Genomic DNA, 23,619 nt, shown 5'->3' on the forward strand with positions numbered 1-23,619 from the left:
TAGCATTAGTGAAATTTTGAAATTATGGAGTAAATGGAGTAATGTAAATTTAACATTAAAGGAGGAGTGACAAAATGGATTTTAGTAATATTAAGAAATTTGATCCCGAAATTATGGAGGTCATAAATAAAGAAACAGGAAGGCAGAACAATAACATAGAGTTAATTGCATCTGAAAACTTTGTAACAAAGCAAGTTATGGAGGCTATGGGAAGTCAATTAACTAATAAATATGCCGAAGGATATCCTGGAAAAAGGTATTATGGAGGTTGTGAAGTAGTTGACATTGCTGAGGATTTGGCAAGAGATAGATTGAAAAAACTATTTAATGCTGATCATGCCAATGTTCAACCTCATTCTGGTTCTAATGCAAATTTAGGGGTGTATTTTGCAGTACTTGAACCAGGTGATAAGGTTTTAGGTATGAATCTTTCCCATGGTGGTCATTTAACCCATGGTAGTCCAGTAAATATTTCAGGAACATATTTTAACTTTGTTGACTATGGTGTTGATAAAGATTCAGAAACTATTGATTATGAAGAAGTAATGAGAATAGCAAAAAAAGAACAACCTAAGATGATAGTAGCTGGAGCCAGTGCATATCCAAGAAAGATTGATTTTAAGAAGTTCAGAGAAATAGCTGATGAGGTAGGAGCTTACTTAATGGTAGATATGGCTCATATAGCTGGACTAGTAGCTGTAGGATTACATCCAAGTCCTGTACCTTATGCTGACTTTGTTACTACAACTACACATAAAACATTAAGAGGACCAAGAGGTGGTGCAATACTCTGTAAAGAAGAATATGCCAAGAAAGTTGATAAAGCTATTTTCCCTGGACTTCAAGGCGGACCTTTGATGCATATAATTGCTGCTAAAGCAGTGAGCTTTAAAGAAGCACTACAGGAAGATTTCAAAGAATATCAGAACCAAGTATTAAAGAATGCAAAAGCATTAGCAGATGCTTTAACTGAGCAAGGATTTAGATTAGTTTCTGGCGGTACTGACAATCATTTAATGCTTGTAGATGTTAGAAATAAAGATTTAACTGGGAAAAAAGCTGAAAAATTATTGGATGAAGTAGGAATTACAACTAATAAGAATACTATTCCATTCGACCCAGAGAGCCCATTTGTAACAAGTGGACTAAGAATTGGTACTCCTGCTATGACTACTAGAGGTATGAAGGAACCAGAAATGAAAGAGATAGCAGAAATAATCAATCTTGCTTTAGATGAATCTAACGACAGAAAAGCATTAAGAGAGAGAGTTATTGCTTTATGTCAAAGATTCCCATTATATGAATAGGTAGTATTTATTTAGTATTGCTAAAGAGAGATGTTGTCTGATTAATATCTTAGACAATGTCTCTTTTTTTAGATTTAATGCAAAAGTGATTTTGATTAGTATTTTAAATTATATTACGTTAAGAAAAACAAGCATATATAGCAAATATAGGTTATGACTCTGTATACTAGCAACTGTTTAAGGGTAATCTAAATAGAGGATTTTAAAGCCTTTAATATTATTATAGTTTTAGGTGGTGACAAAATGTTTGATTACTCATATATAATAATTCCTGCAATAATAGTAGGAATTATTTCAAGAATATCTATGCTAAAGTCTGATTATAGGCAATATCCAAGCTATCCACAGGGAGTTTTTTCTCATTTTACACTAGGAATAGTATCAGCTAGCTTAGGTGCGGTTGCAATTCCTGCATTGGCAGAAAAAGAATTTTCTGCAGTTACTTTTCTGGCCCTTGCTGCCCAACAGTTTCGTGATGTACGTAGCTTAGAAAGACAGAGCTTAGACAATATAGAACCTACTGAGTTGGTTTCAAGGGGAACAGCATACATAGAAGATATAGCTAAAGCTTTTGAAGCAAGAAATTATATGACTATGTTAACAGGATTAGTTGTCAGTGCAATAATATTTTTTTCTGAGCACTTTGGAGTGCCTACTTACTATGCGATAATGAGTGGTGTTATTGGTGGGGTAATAGCAATACTTTTCTTTAATTTCGCAATAAAAAGAGATACAGTTAGCAAGATAGCAGAAGTAAAACCCGCAACAATAACCTTTGAAGGGCCACTTTTGTTAATAAACGGAATAGTAATTATGAATATAGGGTTAAAGGCATCTAGGAAGATATATTTGGAAAAGGGAATAGCTGTGGAGATCAATCCCTATGATGCAAATGGAGTAGCTACTTTAGCAAACATGGGTCAAAGACAGGCAATCCAACATAATGCAGCAACCTTGTTAGGAATCAGAAAGGATGTTGATGAGCCGGACTTTACTCCTATAGCTAGAAGAGACCCTCATACTGGTAAGGTAGTAATGGCTATTGTTACTATGGAACCAGATGTTAATTGCTTGGTTGAAGCAGTTAAATCTACGATAGTTTTAGAGAGTGCCAAAAGACGACCTCTTGATTCTAAAACTGGCAGAAAAGCTGCGAAGGAGTGATATAAATGGATGTCGGCTTTAAAGAGGATATACTTGCAATTATAACAACTAATAAAGAACTAGTTTCCAGTGGAACTACTCCTATATTTTATGCTAGAGATGAAGATGAGAAAGAAAGAGTGGCTCTCCTAATATCAAAAGTAACAATGGGAATGGTTCACGATTTAGAAAATGGATCCTATGTGATTGTAAAACATTAATAATTAGGCGACCTGTATAAGGGGTCGTCTTTATTTAAAGATTAAATTATTATTTTTTTGATATATATAATAAAGTTTAAGCTATTATGTTATAATTACTAGGTATGATTAAGAATGATAATTATTGGTAGTAAGTAAATAAGAGTATATGTAGTATAGGTTTAAACTGTTGTATTATTATGATATAATATTATTACCTAGTACTAATACCACATATATATTAAAGAAGGGGATAAAATGGAGTTAAATAATTATGAAGAAATTAGGAACATAATAGAAAGTGTTGAAAAGGATAGTATAGCTGAAGAACTAGGTGTTGAAAAAGGAGATATATTAGTTGATATAGATGGTCAAGAGGTAAAAGATGTAATCGACTATAAATTTTTTATGTCTGATGATTTTGTTACAGTTACCATTGAAAAATCAAATGGTGAGCTGTGGGAATTAGAAATTGAAAAAGAATATCATGAGGATATTGGTATTGTTTTTACAAATCCTTTAATTGATAAGGCAAAAAGATGTCAGAATAAATGCATATTTTGTTTTATTGATCAATTGCCAAAAAATATGAGACATACTTTATATTTTAAAGATGATGATTCAAGACTATCATTTCTTCAAGGTAATTTTATAACATTAACTAATATGAGTGATGATGAAATTGATAGAATAATTAGATATAGACTAAGTCCAATAAATATATCTGTACATACAACTGATCCAGAGCTTAGAGTAAAAATGATGAAGAATAAAAGGGCTGGTAGAATAATTGAAATACTAAGAAGGTTTAATGAAGTAGGAATAGAGATGAATTGTCAAATAGTCTTGGTGCCAGGAATAAATGATGGTGAGAATTTAAACAGGACATTAAGAGATTTGATAGAGCTATATCCAAATGTAGTAAGTGCTGCTGTTGTACCAATTGGAGTAACTAAATACAGAGAAGGTTTATTTGAAGCGGAGACATATGATTATAATAAGTCTCTAGAGTTATTAGATCAGGTACATGAGTTTCAAAGAGATTCTTTAAGTGAAAAGAACACTAGGTTTATTTTTGCAGCAGATGAGTTTTATGTTTTAGCAAATAAAGAAGTGCCTAATTATGAAGCATATGAAGGATTTCCTCAGCTAGAAAATGGTATAGGACTTATGAGAAAATTCTTAATGGAAATAGAAGAGGTTCTAGACAATAATAAAGCATCATTAAAAAATAGAAAGAAATATGGTATTGCAACTGGTACATTAGCTAATGATTTTATGAATGATATATCAAGTATGATTATGAATAAGTTTAATAAACTCGATTTAAAAGTAGTTCCAATAAAAAACACCTATTTTGGCGAAACTATTACAGTATCAGGTTTAGTTACTGGCAATGATTTAATTAGGCAATTTAAAGAATGTGAAGACTTTGAAGAGCTAGATGGAATAATTATTCCAAGGGCAATGCTTAAAGCAAATGATGAAATTTTCCTAGATGATGTTACAGTTAGAGATGTAGAAGAAAAATTACAGAAAAAAGTACTTATTTCTGAAGTAGATGGAAAGTCCTTTATAGATATTTTTATCAAAGATAACAAATAAGACAAATGAATGAAGAGGTGATATTATGGCAAGACCAGTAGTTGCGATTGTAGGAAGACCGAATGTTGGAAAGTCAACCTTATTTAATAAGTTAGCAGGAAGTAGGATTTCTATAGTTGAAGACAAACCAGGAGTGACCAGAGATAGGATATATGCAGAAGCGGAGTGGCTAAATAAATATTTTACCCTTATAGATACTGGAGGAATCGAGCCTGAGAGCAAGGATATAATCTTAAGCCAAATGAAAAGGCAGGCAGAGATAGCAATTGAAACAGCAGATGTAATACTTTTTATGGTAGATGGTAAGGAAGGATTGGCATCGGCTGATAGAGAGGTTGCAGATATGCTTAGGAGATCCCATAAGAATGTATTACTTATATGTAATAAAATTGATACACATAAGACTCCCGATGAAATATATGAATTTTATGAGTTAGGGTTAGGAGATCCAATTATTATCTCAGCAGGACAAATGCTGGGTCTAGGAGATATGCTAGATGAAGTAATTGAATTATTCCCTGAGGATAAGGATACAGAGTATGATGAAGATGTTATTAAGGTTGCTTTGATAGGAAAACCAAATGTTGGGAAATCTTCTCTTGTTAATAAAATACTAGGTGAAGATAGAGTTATAGTAAGTGATATCCCTGGAACAACAAGAGATGCGATAGATACTCCCTTTACTAGAGGGGAAGATAAGTATGTCTTTATAGATACTGCAGGACTTAGAAAAAAGAAAAAGATTTATGAAGATGTAGAAAGGTATAGTGCAATAAGAACTTTAACAGCTATTGAAAGAGCAGATGTATGTATACTCATGATAGATGCTACTGAAGGTGTAACAGACCAAGATAAGAAGATAGCAGGATTTGCCCATGAGAATGGAAAGGCTCTAATAATAGCAATAAATAAATGGGATATAGTTGAAAAGGATTCTAAAACTTATTTGAGATTTGAGCAAGATGTACGTAATAATTTATCTTTTGCTTCATATGCTCCGATTGTAATGATTTCTGCTAAGACTGGCCAGAGATTAAATAATGTTTTTGATTTAATTAATAGAGTATCAAATAATCACTCAATGAGAATTACTACGGGAGTATTAAATGATATAATTAGTGAAGCAATATTGATGAATCAACCACCGTCAGATAAAGGAAAGAGATTAAAAATATTCTATGGAACACAAGCAGGGGTTAAACCTCCAAAGTTTGTATTATTCATTAATGACAAAGAATTAATGCACTTTTCTTATCAAAGATATCTAGAAAATCAAATTAGACAATCCTTTGGTTTTGAAGGAACACCAATTCAATTTGAAATGAGGCAGAGGGGGGATAAATAATGCTAGATGTTATTATCATAATTTTGATAGGTTATCTCTTAGGTAGCTTTGCATCTTCCTTTTTTCTTGGCAAAATGTTTAAGAAAATTGATATTAGAGAGCATGGTAGTGGAAATGCAGGTGCTACCAATGCTTTAAGAGTATTTGGAGCTAAGTTAGCAGCCATTACATTTATACTAGATATTTTAAAAGGAGTAGTTGCTGTAATAATCGGCAGATATATTCTAGGGGAATCTGGGGCATTAATAGCAGGTGTAAGTGCTGTAATAGGACATAACTGGCCTGTTTTCTTGGGCTTTAAAGGTGGAAAAGGAGTAGCTACTACAATTGCTATAGTTATGGCAATTGAGCCAATAATTGCAATCATAAGTGTTTTAATAGGACTAATAGTTATAATAAGATCTAAATATGTGTCTCTTGGTTCAATTACTGGTATGGCAGTTTTACCTATAGTTAGTTTAATAATCATAAGACCCTTTGATATTAAGTTTTTCGTATTTGCTTTAGTTTTAGGCTTAATGTCTATTTATAGACATAGAAGTAATATTAAGCGTCTTTTAAAAGGAAATGAATCTAAGATTGGTCAAAAGGCTTAGAAAATAATTTTATTTTGAGGTGAGGTTATGAAAAATAGAATTGGAATAATAGGTGGAGGTAGCTGGGGGACAGCTATTGCTATTCTTCTTGGAAAAAAAGGGTATGAAGTAGATATGTGGTTGAGAAATGAATCTCAATGTCAAGAAGTCAACAAATCAAGAGAAAATTTAAAATACTTACCAGGAGTTATTATTCCTAGTAATGTGAATATAACAACGGATATAGAAAAATCGTCAAGCAATAAGGATATTATAGTTTTAGCTGTTCCAACCCATGGAGTTAGGGGTACACTTAAAAGTATAAAAGAATTTATTAATGGTGACGAGATAATTGTAAATCTAGCTAAGGGAATTGAAAATGGGACTCTAAACAGGGTTTCACAGATAGTTGAGGAAGAAATTCCAGATATAAGATATACGGTATTATCTGGACCATCCCATGCTGAAGAGGTAGCAAAGGACATACCTACAGCTATTGTAGCAGCGTCTAAATGTAAAGAGACAGCAGAGCGTGTTCAAGATGTATTTATGTCACCAAAATTCAGAGTATATACTAGCCCTGATGTGGTGGGAGTGGAATTAGGAGGCTCTCTTAAGAATGTTATTGCATTAGGAGCTGGAATATCCGATGGACTTGGCTATGGAGATAATACTAAAGCTGCTTTAATCAACAGAGGAATATTTGAGATAGCTCGTTTAGGAGAAAAAATGGGTGCAGACCAAATGAGTTTTGCAGGTTTATCAGGTATTGGAGATTTAATAGTTACTTGTACTAGTATGCATAGTAGAAATAGAAGAGCTGGAATAAAGATCGGAGAAGGAATGAGTATGGAAGAGGCTGTTGAGGCTGTTGGAATGGTAGTTGAGGGTATAAAAACTACTAAATCAGCTTATGAGCTTGCACAGAAGATGGGTGTAAAAATGCCTATAACTGAAGAGATATATGGAGTTTTATATAATGGCAAAGAGGTTAAAAATTCAGTAATCAATCTTATGCTTAGAGATAAAACCCATGAAATACAAGATATTGTACATAAAGAGGATAATGATTGGTAGGGCATACGAATATGTATGTCCTTTTTTTATTCTTTTCCTTTGGCATGTCATAATCTGTATATCCACTCATATATATATATTGATAAGTATAAAGCCCTCAGTGTCTTAAAATTTGTACTTTAATTATCCAATATTATATAAAGGAGGGAATTCTTGTGGATAATTTTAATATATACAGTGACATAGCTGAAAGGACAGATGGAGATATCTATGTCGGTGTAGTTGGTCCTGTGAGAACAGGAAAATCAACCTTTATCAAAAGATTTATGGAATTACTAGTATTACCAAACATTGATAACAAATATAAGAAAGAAAGAGCAAATGATGAGCTGCCATTAAGTGGTTCAGGAAAAACTATTATGACTACAGAGCCTAAATTTGTACCGAATGAAGCAATAGATCTAACAATAAAAGATAATATATCCTTTAAGGTTAGGATGGTGGATTGTGTAGGCTATCTAGTAAATGGTGCATTGGGATATGAAGAGGATAGTATGCCTAGGATGGTAAGCACACCATGGTATGAAAAAGAAATACCCTTTGAGGAAGCCGCAGAAATTGGAACTAAGAAGGTAATTAATGACCACTCCACAATAGGCGTAGTCGTTACTACTGATGGCTCAATAACAGATATTGATAGATCAAGCTACATAAAGGCTGAGGAAAGAGTGATTAAAGAGCTTAGGGAGTTAGAAAAACCATTTGTTGTTTTACTAAATTCTAAACATCCAGAGCTAGACAGTACAATAGCTCTTAAAGAGAGCTTAGAAGAAAAGTATGAAGTACCAGTTGTTGGTGTAGATTGTATGAATATGAATTTAGGGGATATTGATAATATACTAGAAAAAGTTCTTTTAGAATTCCCTGTAAAGGAGATAAATATCAATTTACCTGGTTGGGTAGAGGGATTATCTAGAACTCATTCGATAAGATCTAGTATTTTAGACGTTGTAAAAGAATCTGTTAGTAATGTACACAGACTCAGCGAGCTTAATAATGGCATATCTAAATTTAAAGATTTGGATATTGTAAACAATGTTAATATCGAGAGCATTAAACTAGGTGAGGGAATAACTAATGTTAATGTAGATGTAGATAGCAATCTATTCTATGATGTTTTAGGAGAGTTGTCTGGATATAAGATAGAAGGAGACTATCAGATATTAGCATTAGTTACTAAGTTAGCACAGGCTAAGCAAGAGTACGATAAGGTTGAGAGGGCATTAACAGATGTAAGAGATAGAGGATATGGATTAGTCCATCCACGACTCGAAGATTTAGAACTAGCAGAGCCAGAAATATATAAACAAGGAAATAGATTTGGAGTAAAATTAAGAGCAAAAGCTCCCAGTGTTCATTTGATTAGAGCAGATATAACTACTGAAGTATCGCCACTAATTGGAACAGAAAAACAAAGCGAGGAACTAGCAAAATATTTCTTAGATCAATTTGAAAGCGATCCATCAAAAATATGGGAATCAAACATGTTTGGAAAGTCATTACATGACCTTGTTAGTGAGCAATTACAAAGTAAGTTAAACACTATGCCAGAGGAAGCGCAAGGAAAGATGCAAAGAATGCTACAAAAAATAGTAAATGAAGGCAGTGGAGGGCTAATCTGTATTATTATATAAAGGGGAAGGGAATCTTCCTTCCCCCATTAAAAAAACCACCAATATTTATTGGTGGTTACATTTTGGTCGGGATGACTGGACTTGAACCAGCGACCCCAAGTCCCCCAGACTTGTGCGCTACCATGCTGCGCCACATCCCGACAGTAATAATCATTATATAGAAAATATATAGTTTTGTAAAGGCTTTTTCATACTAATTATTCACAATTTTTATTATTAATAAATATATTAAATTGATATCAAGGCTATGCAAAGATTCTAAAAATATGTTTAAAAAGACATAGTTTATATGTTATACTAAAATCCAAGCAATAAATTAAAGGTTGTGATAACATGCTGTTAAACTTAAAGCCAATTCTATATATGTTTTTAATAGTTAGTGTGATTGGATATATTTTTGTAGTTGTTAAAGAAAAAATACATTTGAAAAATAATACAATTATTATAGATAAAAAAGCAGTTACTCAAGAATACTTGGATGAAGCTGATATTAAAATATTTGCCCTTGGAGGAAAACAAGTAAAGTCTGGAGATGAGGTTAAGGTAGTCTTACATGGGAATATTAAGGTTGCAGGTATAGTTATAGGTGCAAAGAAAAAGGAAGATTCTATACTGCTAGTAACCCATAAAGACAAAATTAAAAGACTTAAGGTAAAAAAGATAAAGAAATTCAAAGTAATAAATAGATATGGAAAATTTTTCAGATAAGATAACTCATTCTAGTTATTTTATCTGTTTTTAATTATAGGGTATTTGTTTATTATTACCAAATTATTGTGTTGAGGATATCTTAAATATAAGAAGGAAAAATGGAATGTTTGAAGAATTATTATATAGTAGAAATATTTTGTTATATACTAAGAGTAGAGATTAGGTAATGGTGGTGCTACAATGGCAATTGAAAACAAACGAAAAAAGAAGTTTGGTAAGAAAAAGGCCAAGATCTTTTTAGTTATTATAATCATGGTATATTTAGTTTTTAGAATAATACCGACTTTACATGCATCGAAGTTAGAAACCTATACAGCAACTAAAGGTGAAATTGAGATTGTTAAAGAATTTGATGGAATAGTTTTTAAGAATGAAACGGTATATAAAGCTACTGCAAATGGGCAAATAACCTTTTTTGCAAATGAAGGTGACCGAATTGGGGTGAATCATAAGATTGCAGAAATATCTTTAAATGATGATTTAGAACAAAAGAAGGAAGAGTTAAAAGAAATAGAGACTGAAATTGAAAACCTTCAAGACAATAATATATCCAAAAATATATTTGAAGAAGATATTAATAAGAATCAGGAATACATAGATAGCTTGATTATTGAAATTCAAAAAAGTATATTAAAGGAAGACTATAAGCGGGTTTCAGAAATTCGAAAAATTCTTGATGAAAGATTAGACAAGCAAAGTACAATGACAGGAGAGAACACTTACAATGCTGCAAGTATTGATTTACTTGAACAGAGAAGGGAAAAACTATTGGAAGAGATCAGTACTTCTAATATAGAATATATTTCTGAAAAATCTGGTGTTATTAGTTATGACATTGATAACTTAGAAATGGTTTATGTGCCACAGAAATTAGGCGAATTGTATCCTAAGAATTTTAATAAAATTGACAAGGATGTAATGAAGCAATTTTCTGGTAAAAAGGTTAACTCTGGAGAGCAGATTTATAAAATCATTGATAATTATGAATGGTTTTTAGCTATTAAGATAATCGATGAAGAAGTTATTGACTCATTAGATGAGGAAAATCATGTATATATCAGATTAGATGATTCTGGTGAAGAGCTAAAAGCTAAAATATATAAAATTAACAAGGAAAATAGTCAGGCCGTATTAATATTATCTCTAAATAAAAAGCTTTATGATTTCTACCAAATGAGATATACTCCAGTTCAAATTATTTTAAATAGGTATGAGGGACTAAAAATACCATCTAAATCAATTGTTGAGAAATATGGGATTAAAGGGGTATATATTAAAGGGGCAGGAGGTATAACAAAATTTAGAGGAATTAATGTTTTGGGCTCAGATAAGGATTATACTATTGTAGAAGAGAGAGAAGGCTATAATAATTCTATTATTAAAACGACTAATAATGGAGAGACTGTGAATATAGTAGCTTTAGCTATCTATGATGAAATAATCGTTAATGGTGGCAAAGTCAAGGAAGGGGAAATAATTAACTAGTAATGAGGAGTGAAGATGTTGCATATACAAAAGAATTTACAAGAGATTAAAAGAAACATTAAAGAGGCTGCAAATAAATCAGGAAGAGATGAAAAGGATATAACTTTAATTGCAGTAACTAAAACTGTTGATGAGGATATTATTAATGAAGCTTTAGAGTTAGAGATTCAGGACATTGGAGAAAATAAAGTGCAGGAAATACAGAGGAAATATGATAATATTAAAGAAGGAATTAAGTGGCATATGATAGGACATCTCCAGAGTAACAAAGTAAAATATATTATTGATAAGGTTAGCTTAATTCATTCTTTAGATAGAATTTCTTTAGCTAAGGAGATTCAAAAGAGGGCAAAACAAAATAATATAACTATGGATTGTTTGGTTCAAGTTAATATTTCAGAAGAAGAATCTAAATTTGGACTGAAGAAGGAAAAAGTCATTACTTTTATTGAATCAGTTTTAAAGTATGAAAACATAAAGATTAAAGGACTAATGACTATGGCTCCTTATATGGAAGATTCAGAAAAAACAAGATGTGTTTTTAGAGAGTTAAAGAAATTATCTCAGGAAATTGAAGAAAGAGCTTTTCCAGGTGTGGAAATGAAATTCCTATCTATGGGTATGACGAATGATTATATGGTGGCTATAGAAGAAGGTTCAAATATGGTAAGGATAGGTACTGGTATCTTTGGTAAAAGAAACTATTAGGGGGTTATACAATGGGAAAGAATGCTAATAAAATACTTGATAAGTTTAAGTATCTAATAGGGTTGGATGACTTAGAAGAGGATTATTATGAAGAAGAGGAAGAAAGTACAGAAATAGAAGATATTACTCCCAAGAAGTATAATAGGAATAATAAGATAGTTAATATCCATACAAATAGTAATGTGAAGCTATCGGTACACGAACCTAAAAGATTTGAAGATGTTATCAAAATTATTGATGATATCAAGGCTAGAAAGCCTGTAGTTATAAATCTAACGAAACTAGAAAGTGAATTAAAAAGAAGAGTATTTGACTTCTTAAATGGGGGACTTTATTCTCTGGAAGGAAATATTCAAAAGGTCACGAAGGATATTTTTATTCTTGCACCGAAAAGTGTTGAGATAGATGGTAATAATATTAGAGAAGAACTTAAGAATAAAGGTATTTTTCCATGGCAAAAATAAAAATGAGGTGAAATGAATGTGGGTATTGTATGAATCAATTAATCGTTTTGTATATTTAATACAGATTTTAATATTAGTTAGGATTGCATTATCTTTTATAATAAGAGATATGTCAAATCCACTTTTTAGAGTAATTTACCAAATAACAGAACCTATACTAGCTCCCTTTAGGAATCTTATTGCAAGGTTAGGAATAAACACAGGAATGTTTGATTTTTCTCCTATTTTGGCTATGTTTGCAGTTCAAATAATAGCGGGTATAATAACTAACTTACTAAGGTTAATGTAAATGATTTTAGATAAGTCAAAATGTATAGAGCATATTAATGATGAAGAACAAATTTTACCTTTGCGAAAAGTATTAGATAAACTTGAGCAGGTTATAAGAAATCATACTATTGAATATACAGATTTCTTAGATCCTTATCAAAGAAAATTATGCTATTCGTTTTTAAATCGAATTCATGATATTTCCTATCATGAAGAAGGTGGATATCATGACGCTGAAAGGAAGTCTATCATTCTTTTTCCCGATTATAGAGAAATGAGGGATATTAATAATCCGATCTCTGCCGTAAGAGTGGATGGAAAGTTTAAATTTACTGATTTAAATCATAGGGACTATTTAGGTGCCATAATGGCATTAGGAGTGAAAAGAGAGAAAATAGGAGATATATTGATACACCAAGACTTTGGTCAAATTGTTTTACATGATGAGATATTGGATTATATAAAATATAATCTTGAAAGTATTGGTAAGGAGTCAGTGGAAATAAAGGAAATTGAATTATGTGATGTAATAAAAGGAGATGTAGATTATAAAGAAATATCTTCTACAGTTTCTTCATTAAGGTTAGACGCAGTTATAAGTTCAGCATATAATATGTCTAGATCGTCAAGCTCTAGTTATATTAATAAATCAAGAGTTAAAGTTAATTGGCAACCAATAGATCAAGTGTCCTTTGAGGTTAATGAAGGTGATATGATTTCAATAAAAGGATTTGGACGTATGGTACTACATAGAGTTAAAGGAACTACAAGAAAAGGTAGAAGAAAACTACTTATAAGAATCTTAAAATAGCGGGGGTATGAATATGTTAACGCCATTGGATATACAAAACAAAGAATTTAAAAAAGGAATGAGAGGCTATAAAGAAACGGATGTAGATAGCTTTTTAGACGAAGTAATTGTAGATTATGAGAAATTGTACAAAGAAAACATGGAATTGAAAGAAAAAATAAATATGTTAAATGATCAAATTAAGCATTATAATGATATTGAAGAGACCCTTCAAAACACCTTGGTTGTGGCTCAAAGTGCTTCAGAAGAAGTAAAGGTTAATGCAAGGGAAAAAGCTGAAGTTATTATAAGAGAAGCCGAAGAAAATGCTAGAAAAATTATTGCAAAGGCAAATAATGAAGTACTGGATGTAAAAAGAGAATATGAAAATACCAAAAAAGATATATCTATATTTAAAACTAGGTTTAAATCATTCCTTCATTCACAGTTGGAATCTATAGAATTCATTGAAGATAAGCATTTAGATGAATAAGTTTAATAAAAAGTGTTATGAAATTATATTCTAGAATAAAATTCATAACACTTTTTATTTTTTTTCATAAGATGTATTAAGAATAATATGTCTATGGAGTGATGAAATTGTTAGCTATCGGTGAAAGATCATATAGTGATTATTTATTATTTTTCTTCTTATTATTAACAGAAGTATGGGGAGCTAAATTTAAAGGTGACAGCTTGTTGTTCTTTTATTTATTATTAGCTTTGTATAAGGGATAAGAAAAGTTTCTAGATTTGGAAATCCCAAAATAGAATCATTATAATCTCTTGGTGGGTGAGTTTGCATTTTGGAATATTATGTAAGATTTTATCCTCATAGCTTAAATTGAATTGGTTATTATGTTATTTCGCTAATTTTAAATTTGAAAATAAAAAGTCTCTTTTTTAAAAGAGATTTTTTATTTTTTTTGATTTAGGTAAAACTAAATGAGAAGCTATAAATATATATAATTGTTAGTGAGGTATTTTTATGGGTAGAAAAAAAAATAGAGTTGAAAATAAAGTAGAAGAATTATCAGACCTTCTTGAGAATAGTAGAATGACAGAATATGTAGAGATGATGGGTGATAAAAAAAGGCTATTATTTATTAATTTTATAATTGGAATAGTTAGAGGATTTGGTATGGCTATAGGCTTTACTATTTTAGGAGCATTAGCAATTTATATCCTAAGAATGATAATAGATTTAAATCTACCATTAATAGGAGATTTTATTGCTGAAATTGTTAAAATAGTTCAAGAGAATTTGTAGAATACTAAATAATATATTAATGATACTATAGTTTGCTTTTCTAACGTAGGAGGATATTATGGATAAAAATAAATTAGAATTTTATAAAAATAAGCTAATGCAAGAAAAAAAAGATGCACTAGAAAGCATAGATAAAATGAAGAAAGGCTATCCTGATGGATCTATGCCTGAGTACTTTGATGAACTTTCAATGTATGATAATCATCCTGCCGATCTTGGAACAGAAATGTTTATGGCTGAACAAGGGATGAACCTAGAAAATGTAGAAAGACTTACACTCAGGGAAATCGAAGATTCTCTAGATAAAATTGAGAGGGGTACGTATGGAGAATGTGATATATGTGGAAAGGAAATATCAGATGATAGATTAGATTTCTTACCTCATGCAAAGCTTTGTATAGAGTGTGCAAATGACAAGATCCCTATAGATGAAATGATGGACAAAAGGCCAGTAGAAGAATATAATTTAAATTTTCCATTTGGAAGAACTAATAATGATATCTCTGGGGATGATTCAGTAGAATTTGATGGTGAAGATAGCTATCAAGCAGTGGCAAGGTTTAATGAAATACAAGATGATCCTTCTGATCAAGGTGGCTTCTATCAAGGTGTTTTTGATGATAAGGAACCAGGAATAGTAGAAGATGTTGAGAATATTTCAGAGGGGTATTATAAAGGGCAACTGGAAGGGATGAATCGAGAAGATATACCTGACGAACAAAAGATAAAAAAAGATAATGATGTTATTGATGAAATAGAGTAGGTTAGATGTAAACATCTAACCTATTTTTTATATTAGAGTATCCAAGCAAAGATTTTGTTACATTCTATTGTAATAAAGTATAATATGACTTAAAATATAATAGTGAACAATATTGATAAAGGTAATATTTGTGATAAAAGATTACACTATCTTTTAATTGGCAAGACTTATACTGTAAATATTGTTTTTTAGTATCAAACTTTTGAGGAGGGAATTATGTTATATATAATATTTTTATTAATTGTAGCTTTAGACCAAATGACTAAGTATCTAGCAGTAGAAAAACTTATGGGACAAAGTCCTTTTGTAATTATTAATAATTTTCTTCAATTCAATTATGTTGAAAATTTTGGAGCAGCCTTTGGAATCATGCAAAACAAGCAAACTTTCTTTATAATTATAACTGTTATTATATTTGTTGCTATCATTATATTTATGAAATTAAATAATAACTTAAATAAAATAATGAAAATTTCTTTGGTTATGATTTTGGCAGGAGCTATTGGCAACTTAATAGATAGAATAAGATTAGGCTATGTAGTTGACTTTGTAGATGTTAAATTTGGGAACGTTTATGACTATCCCGTGTTTAACATAGCTGATAGTTCAATTGTAGTAGCAACATTGATTATTATATATCTAGTACTTACTGATAAATATGAATTGAAAGGAAAAGAGTGATATTGTGGAAATAATTGAAATTCTAGTTGATGAAGAAGATGATGAAAGAATAGACGCTTACTTAGCAGATCAATTAGATGAAGTGTCTAGGTCATACATTCAAAAAATTATTAAAAAGGGTATGGTAACAGTTAATGATAAAGAGGTTAAGCCTAAGTACAATGTTAACCAAGGAGATAAAATAATTGTAAAGCTACCAGAACCCAAAAAATTAGAAGTTAAGGCAGAAGATATACCCATAGAGATCGTATATGAAGATGATGATGTTGCCATTGTCAACAAACCAAAGGGGATGGTCGTTCACCCAGCACCAGGAAATTATAGTGGTACTTTAGTAAATGCACTTCTATATCATCTTGACAATCTATCATCAATAAATGGAATTATTCGCCCTGGAATTGTACATAGGATAGACAAGGATACTTCTGGGCTATTAATGATAGCTAAAACTAACTTGGCCCATATGGAGTTATCTGAACAGCTAAAGGAGCATTCAATAACTAGAATATATTACGCTTTAGTGGATGGAAATATTAAAGAAGAAACGGGAACAATTAAAGCGCCTATAGGAAGACATCCAGTAGATAGAAAGAAAATGACTGTAATTGAAAAGAATAGTAAAGAGGCAACGACTCATTTTACAGTGTTAGAGCGATTTAAAGAGTATACGTTAATTAAGGCCCAACTTGAAACAGGTAGAACTCATCAAATAAGGGTTCATATGGCTTATATAAAGCATCCACTGGTTGGAGATCCTGTATATGGCAGTAAAAAACAAAAATTTAATTTAGATGGTCAGCTTTTACATGCTAAAATTATTGGATTTATTCATCCAAGAACTAAAGAGTATATGGAATTTACATCAGAACTACCAGAACATTTTATAAAAGTACTTGATGCTCTTGGAAATAAAAAATCTATTTAGATACTAGACAATAGTATAATTATATGTTATTATGTAAAAAATGAATATGAAACCTTTAAATCGATCCAGAGAGATTGATAAGGAAATACTTGAAATTACTTGTTGTCTAGATGAGTTAGGGTAGACATGAGTATTTAATAGGGTACTTATAACTTCTTATCAATCGATAAGAAGTTTTTTTATGTATTGATTACTTGGAGGTGATCTTATGAAAGTAAAATCTACCATTATGGATCAAAAGGCAATGATGAGAGCAATTACAAGAATAGGACATGAGATTATTGAAAAAAACAAAGGTATTTCAGACTTGATATTAGTTGGAATAAAGACCAGAGGTGTACCAATTGCTAATATGTTAGCAAAAAAAATAAGTGAAATTGAAGGCAAAGATGTTTCAGTTGAGATACTAGATATAACTTTATATAGAGATGATTTATCTGAAGTAGGAGATAATCCTATAGTTGACTCAAGTAAATTCAACATAGATATATCAAATAAGACTGTTGTATTAGTTGATGATGTTCTATACACTGGTAGAACTGTAAGAGCAGCTTTAGATGCCTTAGTAGACAAAGGTAGACCCAACAAGGTACAGTTAGCAGTGTTAATAGATAGAGGACATAGAGAGCTTCCTATAAGACCAGACTATGTTGGTAAGAATGTTCCTACATCTAATACAGAAATAATTAGTGTTAGATTGTTAGAAACTGATGGTCTGAATGAAGTTTTAATCTATGAACTTTAATAGAGTACCTTTTAAATCAGTCCTGTGAGGCTGAAAAGGGGAGAATAAATTCTCCCTCCTTAACAAAAAATAAAGGAGGAATTTTTTATGATCAGAAATGAAGTATTTACTAATGACAAAAAGGAAGTGACGAAGGTTAAGAATAAAGGAAAAAGAGCTATTTTAGCAATTCAACATGTTATAGCTATGTTTGGAGCAACGGTTTTAGTACCTATATTAACAGGATTAAATCCAGCGGTGGCATTACTTGCAGCAGGTGTAGGAACTTTATTATTCCATTTCGTTACTAAAGGTAAGGTTCCAGTTTTCTTAGGATCAAGTTTCGCTTTTATACCAGTTATTATAGCAGTTGGGGACAAGTTTGGTAGTTTAGCCTATGCTCAAGGTGGAATTATGGTAGCAGGAGCATTGTATCTGTTACTATCCCTATTAATTATGGTATTTGGAGTAGATAGAGTAAAAAGCTTCTTCCCACCAGTAGTAACAGGACCAATGATAATAGTAATAGGTTTGATACTGAGTCCTACCGCAATAGAAATGGCTTCAGCTAATTGGTTGGTGGCGTTTATAGTAATAGCAACAGTGATGGTTTTCTCAATATTTGGAAAAGGAATGTTTAAAGTAATTCCAATATTATGTGGAGTTATAGTAGGATATGCAGTCTCAGCAATGATGAATATCATTGATTTTTCAGCAGTAACAGAAGCAAGTCTTTTTCACATACCAGATGCTACATTACCCAAGTTTGATCTTGGGGCTATAGCAATGATAGCACCAATAGTACTGGCTGTATTCATGGAGCATATAGGAGATATAACAACTAATGGATCAGTTGTAGGAAAAAATTTCTTCAAGGACCCAGGACTTCACAGAACTTTAATGGGAGATGGATTAGCGACAATGTTTGCTGGTTTCATAGGAGCACCACCTAACACAACTTATGGAGAAAATACAAGTGTTTTAGCTGTAACTAAAAATTACGATCCATCAATATTAAGATTAGCAGCTATCTTTGCAATAGCATTAAGCTTTATAGGAAAAGTAGGTGCAATATTACAGACTATACCCGCACCAGTAATGGGTGGAGTTAGTATCATATTATTCGGTATGATTTCTAGTGTAGGTATTAGAACGATAAGCAATGCAGATATAGATTTTTCAAATAATAGAAACTTAATAATAGTATCAATAATATTAGTAGCAGGAATAGGAACAAAAATGTTAGATGCAAATCCTGACTTCCATGGAACAATTGGAATTCAAATAACAGAAAACATTCAAATAATTGGATTAAGCTTAGCTGCGTTAATCGGAGTAATTGCAAATAAAATATTACCTGAAATCAAAAACGAAGAAGTGGCATAATATGCTGCTTCTTTTTTTAGGAGGTAAAAGTATATGGATATGATTATTAAAGGCGGAACAATAGTAGATTGCGCAAGTGATAGGCTTATAAAATCCGATATATATATAAAGGACCAGAAAATCTTTGAAATAGATGAAGAGATAAATGAAAAGGGCGTAGAGGTTATAGATGCTAAAGGATATTTTGTAATACATGGATTAGTAGATGCACATGTGCATTTTAGAGAACCTGGTTATGAATATAAGGAAACGATAAAGAGTGGTTCATTAGCAGCAGCAAAGGGTGGTTATACCACAGTGGCAGTTATGCCAAATACAAATCCAGTGATTGATAGTGTTGAACATCTCAATCTACTAAAAGAAATTATTAAAAGAGATGCTTGTATTAATGTACTACCAATTGGAGCGGCAACTATTGAAGAAAAGGGATATCAATTAACTGATATTGAAAAGTTATTTAAAAATGGAATTTATGGAGTTTCCGACGATGGACAGCCAATAATGGATAAAAAATTAATGAAAGAAGCTACAATAACTTCAAATAATCTAGGTATTCCAATAATGATTCATAGTGAGGATAAAAGATATGTAAATAATGGATGCATTAATGAAGGTAAAATATCAGATAGATTAGGAGTAAAAGGAATATCCCGCAAAGCAGAAAATAATATGATAGCTAGAGATATTGAATTAGCAAAAGAATTTGATCTCAGTGTTCATATATGTCACGTAAGTACAAGGGAAGCAATTGAAATGATTAGAAATGCTAAGGGTTCAGGTGTAAAGGTTACTTGCGAAGTTGCACCCCATCATTTTTCTATAACAGAAGACATTATTATTGAAAAGCAGTCCATAGGAAAAGTCAATCCTCCATTACGTACAGAGGCAGATATTCAAGCTATAATCGAAGGTATTAAGGATGGAACTGTAGACATGATTGCAACAGACCATGCTCCCCATTCAAAAGAAGAAAAGCTAAAGGATTTAGAACAAGCTCCCTTTGGATTATCTGGTATAGAATTAGCTTTGCCTGTAACTAATATTAATCTATTGAATAAAGGCATTATTGATATATTTAAAATGGTGAGGCTATTAAGTATAAATCCTTCTAAGCTCTTAGGTCTAAAAGACAGAGGCATCTATAAAGAAGGGATTGCAGATTTAGCAATAATTGACCTAGATAGTGAATATACGTTGAAAGAGGAGAATCTGATATCAAAAGGGAAAAATACGCCTTATATTGGAGAAAAGCTCAAGGGAAAGGTAAAGTACACTATTGTAAATGGTGAGATTGTATATAGGGAGGATAAACAATGTTTGTAGATAAGCTAATTGATAAAATTATAGAAACAAAAAATCCAACAGTTGTTGGGTTAGATCCAAGAATAAATTTAGTACCAGATTTTATAAAGAAAAAGCATTTTGAGATCCAAGAGGATAAAATTGTAGCGGAAACTCAGGCTATTTTAGAGTACAATATGATAATTATTGATGCAATTAAGGATATAATACCATGTATTAAGCCACAAATTGCTTTTTATGAAGCCTATGGTTTAGAAGGCCTTAAGGTATTTAAAGAAACTATCGAATATGCTAAGGAAATGGGATTAATGGTTATAGCAGATATAAAGAGAGGTGATATAGGGTCTACAGCTGAAGGATATGCAAAAGCATACTTTGGACAAGGGTTTGTAGATGTGGATAGTGTCACTTTAAGCCCGTATTTAGGAGAAGATTCTATAAACCCCTTTATTAATTATTGTGATCAGAATAAAGGTGTGTTTATCTTAGCTAAAACATCAAATGGATCATCGGGAGATATTCAAGATTTATCTATAAGGGGTAAAAGTGTTTATGAAATCATGGGTGAGCTAATTAACAAATGGGGAGCGGATTATATAGGAAACCATGGCTATAGCTCAGTTGGAGCAGTAGTAGGTGCTACTTATCCAGAAGAAATGAAGATACTTAGGAAGATAATGAAAAAATCTTTTTTCTTGGTACCTGGATATGGCGCTCAAGGAGGGACAGCAGAGGATATAATACATTGTTTTAATGAAGATGGTTTAGGAGCAATAATTAATTCATCGAGAGGTATTATAGGAGCCCATAAAAAGAATGAAAATATTGATAAATATAATGACAGGGAGTTCCATCTAGCTATTAGAGATTCAGCTATAAAAATGAGGGACTCAATAAACAACGAATTGAAAAAATCTAAGAAGCTAGCTTGGTAGGGGGTTCTATTATGTTAATTGAGAACTGTAGAGTAAAAAAGAATGAAAAAATTATTGAAGATATATACAAGATGGAGATTATTAATGAGCAAATTACCAAGTTAGGTAAAGCAGGACAATTTCTTCAAATAAAGGTTAATAATCAGGATACACCCTTGCTAAGAAGACCTATTAGTATAAACGAGATAAAGATAGATGAGAAGGTTATAGTGATTTATTATAAAGTAATTGGAAAGGGAACGAAGCTCTTAAGTGAAGTTAAGTCAGGAGAAATATTAAATGTTATTGGACCTTTAGGGACAGGATTTGAAACTAATTATGAAGAGAAAAGTATTGCATTGATCGGTGGAGGCATAGGTGTTGCTCCATTAATAGAGTTGGGAAAAAGGTTATCTGATAGGAACAAAGTGTATTCTTATTTAGGTTTTGCAGATAACACTTATTTAGAAGAAGAATTTAAGAAATTTAGTACTAGTATAGGAGTATCAACGGTATCGGGAAGAGTAGGGTATAAAGGACTTGTAGTAGATATATTTAAAAATGAACTAATTGATAAAAAAATAGACCTAATATTTGCATGTGGACCTAATCCTATGCTAAGAGAGATAGCAGAAATAGCTAAACTTAATAATATTGAGTGTCAGGTTTCATTAGAGGAGCGAATGGCATGTGGATTTGGAGCTTGCTTAGGTTGTTCTATAAAGACAATACATGGTATGAAAAAGGTTTGCTCTGACGGACCTGTATTCTGGAGTAGTGAGGTGATTTTTAATGACTAAATCATTAAATACGACAGTGGATATAGGAGGATTGAGAATAAATAATCCAATAACTGTTGCTTCTGGTACATTTGGTTTTGGAAGGGAATATGAGAACTTTATAGATATATCTAAATTAGGTGGAATTATGGCCAAGGGGTTAACGCTTAAGCCTAGAGAAGGAAATCCAACTCCTAGAATTGCTGAGACCAGTAGTGGAATGCTAAATAGTGTAGGACTAGAAAATCCAGGAGTTGAGTATTTCGTAAAGAATGAACTTCCTTATCTTAAATCGAAGGGAGTCACAGTTATAGCAAATATTTCTGGAAATACAGTTGAAGAGTATTGTGAAATGTGCAATATATTAGATAACACTAAGACTGATGCCATAGAAATGAATATATCGTGTCCTAATGTAAAGCAAGGTGGTGTTGCCTTTGGAACAGATAAGGACATTGTGTATAACATAACCAAGGAAGTAAGAAAAAGTACTAACAAGCCTTTAATCGTTAAGCTTTCACCAAATGTGACTGATATTAGAGAAATTGCAAAAAGTGCCCAAAAAGGTGGAGCTGATGGATTAAGTTTAATAAACACACTCTTGGGCATGGCAGTAAATATTAAGAGCAGAAGACCGATTTTAAGAAATAATGTTGGAGGGTTATCTGGACCTGCAATAAAACCAGTTGCTTTAAGAATGGTATGGCAGGTTAGTCAAGTGGTAGATATACCAATTATCGGGATGGGTGGAATAAGTACAGTTGAAGATATAATAGAGTTTCTCCTTGTTGGAGCAAGTGCCATATCTATTGGTACGGCCAATTTCATTAATCCAAGAGTAACTACTGACCTTTTGAAGGAGCTAGAGAAGTATATGATTGAAAACGAAATTAAAGATATCAATGATATCGTAGGGAAGATAAAGCCATATTAGAATTTTAATTATTTTAGGAGGGGTATGTTATGAATAGAGAAGAAATATTAAAGGTTTTAGAGGATGCAGGAGTTTTACTAAAAGGACACTTTTTATTAACTTCGGGGAGACACTCAGAGAGATACCTACAATGTGCTCAACTTTTTAAGACTCCTGAGTATTCTAAGCTAATTACAAAGGAACTAGTTAAAAAGTTTGAAAATGAAAAAATTGATTTAGTCATAGGACCAGCAATAGGTGGCATAATATTATCTTATGAAGTTGCTAGACAACTAAATGTTAGGAATATTTTTATGGAGAGAGAGAATGGGGAAATGACCTTAAGAAGGGGCTTTAATATAGAAAGAGGAGAGAAAGTATTAGTTGTGGAGGACGTTGTCACTACGGGTGGCTCAGTTAAAGAAGTAATTGATGTAATAAAGGAAAAGGGCGGAGAAATAGTAGGAGTAGGAAGTATTGTTGATAGAAGTAGTGGGAATAGAAAATTTAGTGAAGAGCTTAAATCAGTTATAAAGTTTAATATAGAAACCTATGATACTGATAATTGTCCTTTATGTCAAAAAGGATTAAAAGCAATAAAGCCAGGAAGTAGAGAAATTTAACCTATGAAAACGATGATTGATATAT

27 protein-coding genes and 1 tRNA gene are annotated in these 23,619 nt (G+C 31.7%); 27 read left to right on the forward strand and 1 reads right to left on the reverse strand.

Annotation, left to right across the window (positions count from 1 at the left end; genetic code table 11):
• Positions 1-74: 74 nt before the first annotated feature.
• The 8 genes from JMO20_RS18445 to spoIVA all read left to right on the forward strand — a co-directional run bounded on the left by JMO20_RS18445 (position 75) and on the right by spoIVA (position 8,886).
• Entirely contained in the window at positions 75-1,307 is a 1,233-nt protein-coding gene (locus JMO20_RS18445; protein WP_202711208.1) for a serine hydroxymethyltransferase, read from the forward strand.
• Between the two features lie 243 nt (positions 1,308-1,550).
• On the forward strand, positions 1,551-2,471 hold the full coding sequence (locus JMO20_RS18450; protein ID WP_202711210.1) for a YIEGIA family protein: 921 nt from the start codon (positions 1,551-1,553) through the stop codon (positions 2,469-2,471).
• Positions 2,472-2,476: 5 nt separating this feature from the next.
• On the forward strand, positions 2,477-2,671 hold the full coding sequence (locus tag JMO20_RS18455; protein ID WP_202711212.1) for a capping complex subunit for YIEGIA: 195 nt from the start codon (positions 2,477-2,479) through the stop codon (positions 2,669-2,671).
• A 237-nt stretch (positions 2,672-2,908) separates the two neighbouring features.
• Positions 2,909-4,255 carry a DUF512 domain-containing protein gene (locus JMO20_RS18460; RefSeq protein ID WP_202711213.1) on the forward strand — a complete coding sequence of 449 codons (1,347 nt, stop codon included), beginning with the start codon at positions 2,909-2,911 and terminating at the stop codon, positions 4,253-4,255.
• Between the two features lie 25 nt (positions 4,256-4,280).
• Entirely contained in the window at positions 4,281-5,600 is a 1,320-nt protein-coding gene (gene der, locus JMO20_RS18465) for a ribosome biogenesis GTPase Der (RefSeq protein WP_202711215.1), read from the forward strand.
• On the forward strand, positions 5,600-6,196 hold the full coding sequence (gene plsY / locus JMO20_RS18470) for a glycerol-3-phosphate 1-O-acyltransferase PlsY (RefSeq protein WP_202711217.1): 597 nt from the start codon (positions 5,600-5,602) through the stop codon (positions 6,194-6,196). The genes der and plsY overlap by 1 nt, the downstream gene beginning before the upstream one ends.
• Before the next feature lie 27 nt (positions 6,197-6,223).
• Positions 6,224-7,252, forward strand: a complete 1,029-nt coding sequence (locus tag JMO20_RS18475) for an NAD(P)H-dependent glycerol-3-phosphate dehydrogenase (protein ID WP_202711218.1) — start codon at positions 6,224-6,226, stop codon at positions 7,250-7,252.
• A 155-nt stretch (positions 7,253-7,407) separates the two neighbouring features.
• Positions 7,408-8,886, forward strand: coding sequence for a stage IV sporulation protein A (gene spoIVA, locus JMO20_RS18480; RefSeq protein WP_202711220.1), 1,479 nt, complete (start codon positions 7,408-7,410; stop codon positions 8,884-8,886).
• A gap of 63 nt (positions 8,887-8,949) precedes the next feature.
• Here the strand turns inward: spoIVA and JMO20_RS18485 are convergent.
• Positions 8,950-9,026: transfer RNA gene (locus tag JMO20_RS18485), tRNA-Pro, on the reverse strand.
• A gap of 193 nt (positions 9,027-9,219) precedes the next feature.
• Between JMO20_RS18485 and JMO20_RS18490 the strand changes: the two genes are divergently transcribed.
• From JMO20_RS18490 to pyrE, 19 genes are all read left to right on the forward strand, one after another.
• On the forward strand, positions 9,220-9,594 hold the full coding sequence (locus tag JMO20_RS18490) for a hypothetical protein (protein ID WP_202711222.1): 375 nt from the start codon (positions 9,220-9,222) through the stop codon (positions 9,592-9,594).
• 183 nt (positions 9,595-9,777) lie between these two features.
• Positions 9,778-11,082, forward strand: a complete 1,305-nt coding sequence (locus JMO20_RS18495; protein ID WP_202711224.1) for a biotin/lipoyl attachment domain-containing protein — start codon at positions 9,778-9,780, stop codon at positions 11,080-11,082.
• 18 nt (positions 11,083-11,100) lie between these two features.
• Complete coding sequence (locus tag JMO20_RS18500; RefSeq protein WP_279380185.1) at positions 11,101-11,790, forward strand: YggS family pyridoxal phosphate-dependent enzyme; 690 nt, start codon at positions 11,101-11,103, stop codon at positions 11,788-11,790.
• 11 nt (positions 11,791-11,801) lie between these two features.
• Positions 11,802-12,254, forward strand: coding sequence for a cell division protein SepF (locus tag JMO20_RS18505; protein ID WP_202711228.1), 453 nt, complete (start codon positions 11,802-11,804; stop codon positions 12,252-12,254).
• A 16-nt stretch (positions 12,255-12,270) separates the two neighbouring features.
• Entirely contained in the window at positions 12,271-12,543 is a 273-nt protein-coding gene (locus JMO20_RS18510; RefSeq protein ID WP_207753555.1) for a YggT family protein, read from the forward strand.
• Positions 12,544-13,335: a YlmH family RNA-binding protein gene (locus JMO20_RS18515; RefSeq protein ID WP_202711232.1), complete on the forward strand. Its 792-nt coding sequence runs from the start codon at positions 12,544-12,546 to the stop codon at positions 13,333-13,335. It abuts the gene before it with no gap.
• A gap of 13 nt (positions 13,336-13,348) precedes the next feature.
• Entirely contained in the window at positions 13,349-13,807 is a 459-nt protein-coding gene (locus JMO20_RS18520; protein ID WP_202711234.1) for a DivIVA domain-containing protein, read from the forward strand.
• A gap of 107 nt (positions 13,808-13,914) precedes the next feature.
• Complete coding sequence (locus JMO20_RS18525) at positions 13,915-14,052, forward strand: hypothetical protein (protein ID WP_202711236.1); 138 nt, start codon at positions 13,915-13,917, stop codon at positions 14,050-14,052.
• 250 nt (positions 14,053-14,302) lie between these two features.
• The gene (locus JMO20_RS18530) at positions 14,303-14,584 is read left to right on the forward strand and encodes a DUF5665 domain-containing protein (RefSeq protein ID WP_202711238.1); all 282 of its coding nucleotides are present in this window, start codon (positions 14,303-14,305) and stop codon (positions 14,582-14,584) included.
• Positions 14,585-14,642: 58 nt separating this feature from the next.
• The gene (locus JMO20_RS18535) at positions 14,643-15,347 is read left to right on the forward strand and encodes a TraR/DksA C4-type zinc finger protein (protein WP_202711240.1); all 705 of its coding nucleotides are present in this window, start codon (positions 14,643-14,645) and stop codon (positions 15,345-15,347) included.
• 216 nt (positions 15,348-15,563) lie between these two features.
• Entirely contained in the window at positions 15,564-16,028 is a 465-nt protein-coding gene (gene lspA / locus JMO20_RS18540; RefSeq protein ID WP_202711241.1) for a signal peptidase II, read from the forward strand.
• A gap of 4 nt (positions 16,029-16,032) precedes the next feature.
• A complete protein-coding gene (locus JMO20_RS18545; RefSeq protein ID WP_202711242.1) occupies positions 16,033-16,953 on the forward strand; it encodes an RluA family pseudouridine synthase in 921 nt (306 codons plus the stop codon).
• Between the two features lie 208 nt (positions 16,954-17,161).
• Entirely contained in the window at positions 17,162-17,698 is a 537-nt protein-coding gene (gene pyrR / locus JMO20_RS18550) for a bifunctional pyr operon transcriptional regulator/uracil phosphoribosyltransferase PyrR (RefSeq protein ID WP_202711243.1), read from the forward strand.
• A gap of 87 nt (positions 17,699-17,785) precedes the next feature.
• Positions 17,786-19,063 carry a uracil-xanthine permease family protein gene (locus tag JMO20_RS18555; RefSeq protein WP_202711244.1) on the forward strand — a complete coding sequence of 426 codons (1,278 nt, stop codon included), beginning with the start codon at positions 17,786-17,788 and terminating at the stop codon, positions 19,061-19,063.
• 33 nt (positions 19,064-19,096) lie between these two features.
• On the forward strand, positions 19,097-20,386 hold the full coding sequence (locus JMO20_RS18560; protein ID WP_202711245.1) for a dihydroorotase: 1,290 nt from the start codon (positions 19,097-19,099) through the stop codon (positions 20,384-20,386).
• Positions 20,377-21,300, forward strand: coding sequence for an orotidine-5'-phosphate decarboxylase (gene pyrF / locus JMO20_RS18565; protein ID WP_202711246.1), 924 nt, complete (start codon positions 20,377-20,379; stop codon positions 21,298-21,300). Before JMO20_RS18560 ends, pyrF begins: the two co-directional genes overlap by 10 nt.
• 11 nt (positions 21,301-21,311) lie before the next feature.
• A complete protein-coding gene (locus JMO20_RS18570) occupies positions 21,312-22,079 on the forward strand; it encodes a dihydroorotate dehydrogenase electron transfer subunit (protein WP_202711247.1) in 768 nt (255 codons plus the stop codon).
• Positions 22,072-22,992 carry a dihydroorotate dehydrogenase gene (locus JMO20_RS18575; RefSeq protein ID WP_202711248.1) on the forward strand — a complete coding sequence of 307 codons (921 nt, stop codon included), beginning with the start codon at positions 22,072-22,074 and terminating at the stop codon, positions 22,990-22,992. Before JMO20_RS18570 ends, JMO20_RS18575 begins: the two co-directional genes overlap by 8 nt.
• 29 nt (positions 22,993-23,021) lie before the next feature.
• On the forward strand, positions 23,022-23,594 hold the full coding sequence (pyrE, locus tag JMO20_RS18580; protein WP_202711249.1) for an orotate phosphoribosyltransferase: 573 nt from the start codon (positions 23,022-23,024) through the stop codon (positions 23,592-23,594).
• Positions 23,595-23,619: the final 25 nt, after the last annotated feature.

The organism is Sporosalibacterium faouarense, assembly GCF_016765695.1.
GTDB classification, from domain to species: Bacteria; Bacillota; Clostridia; order Tissierellales; family VENL01; genus Sporosalibacterium; species Sporosalibacterium faouarense.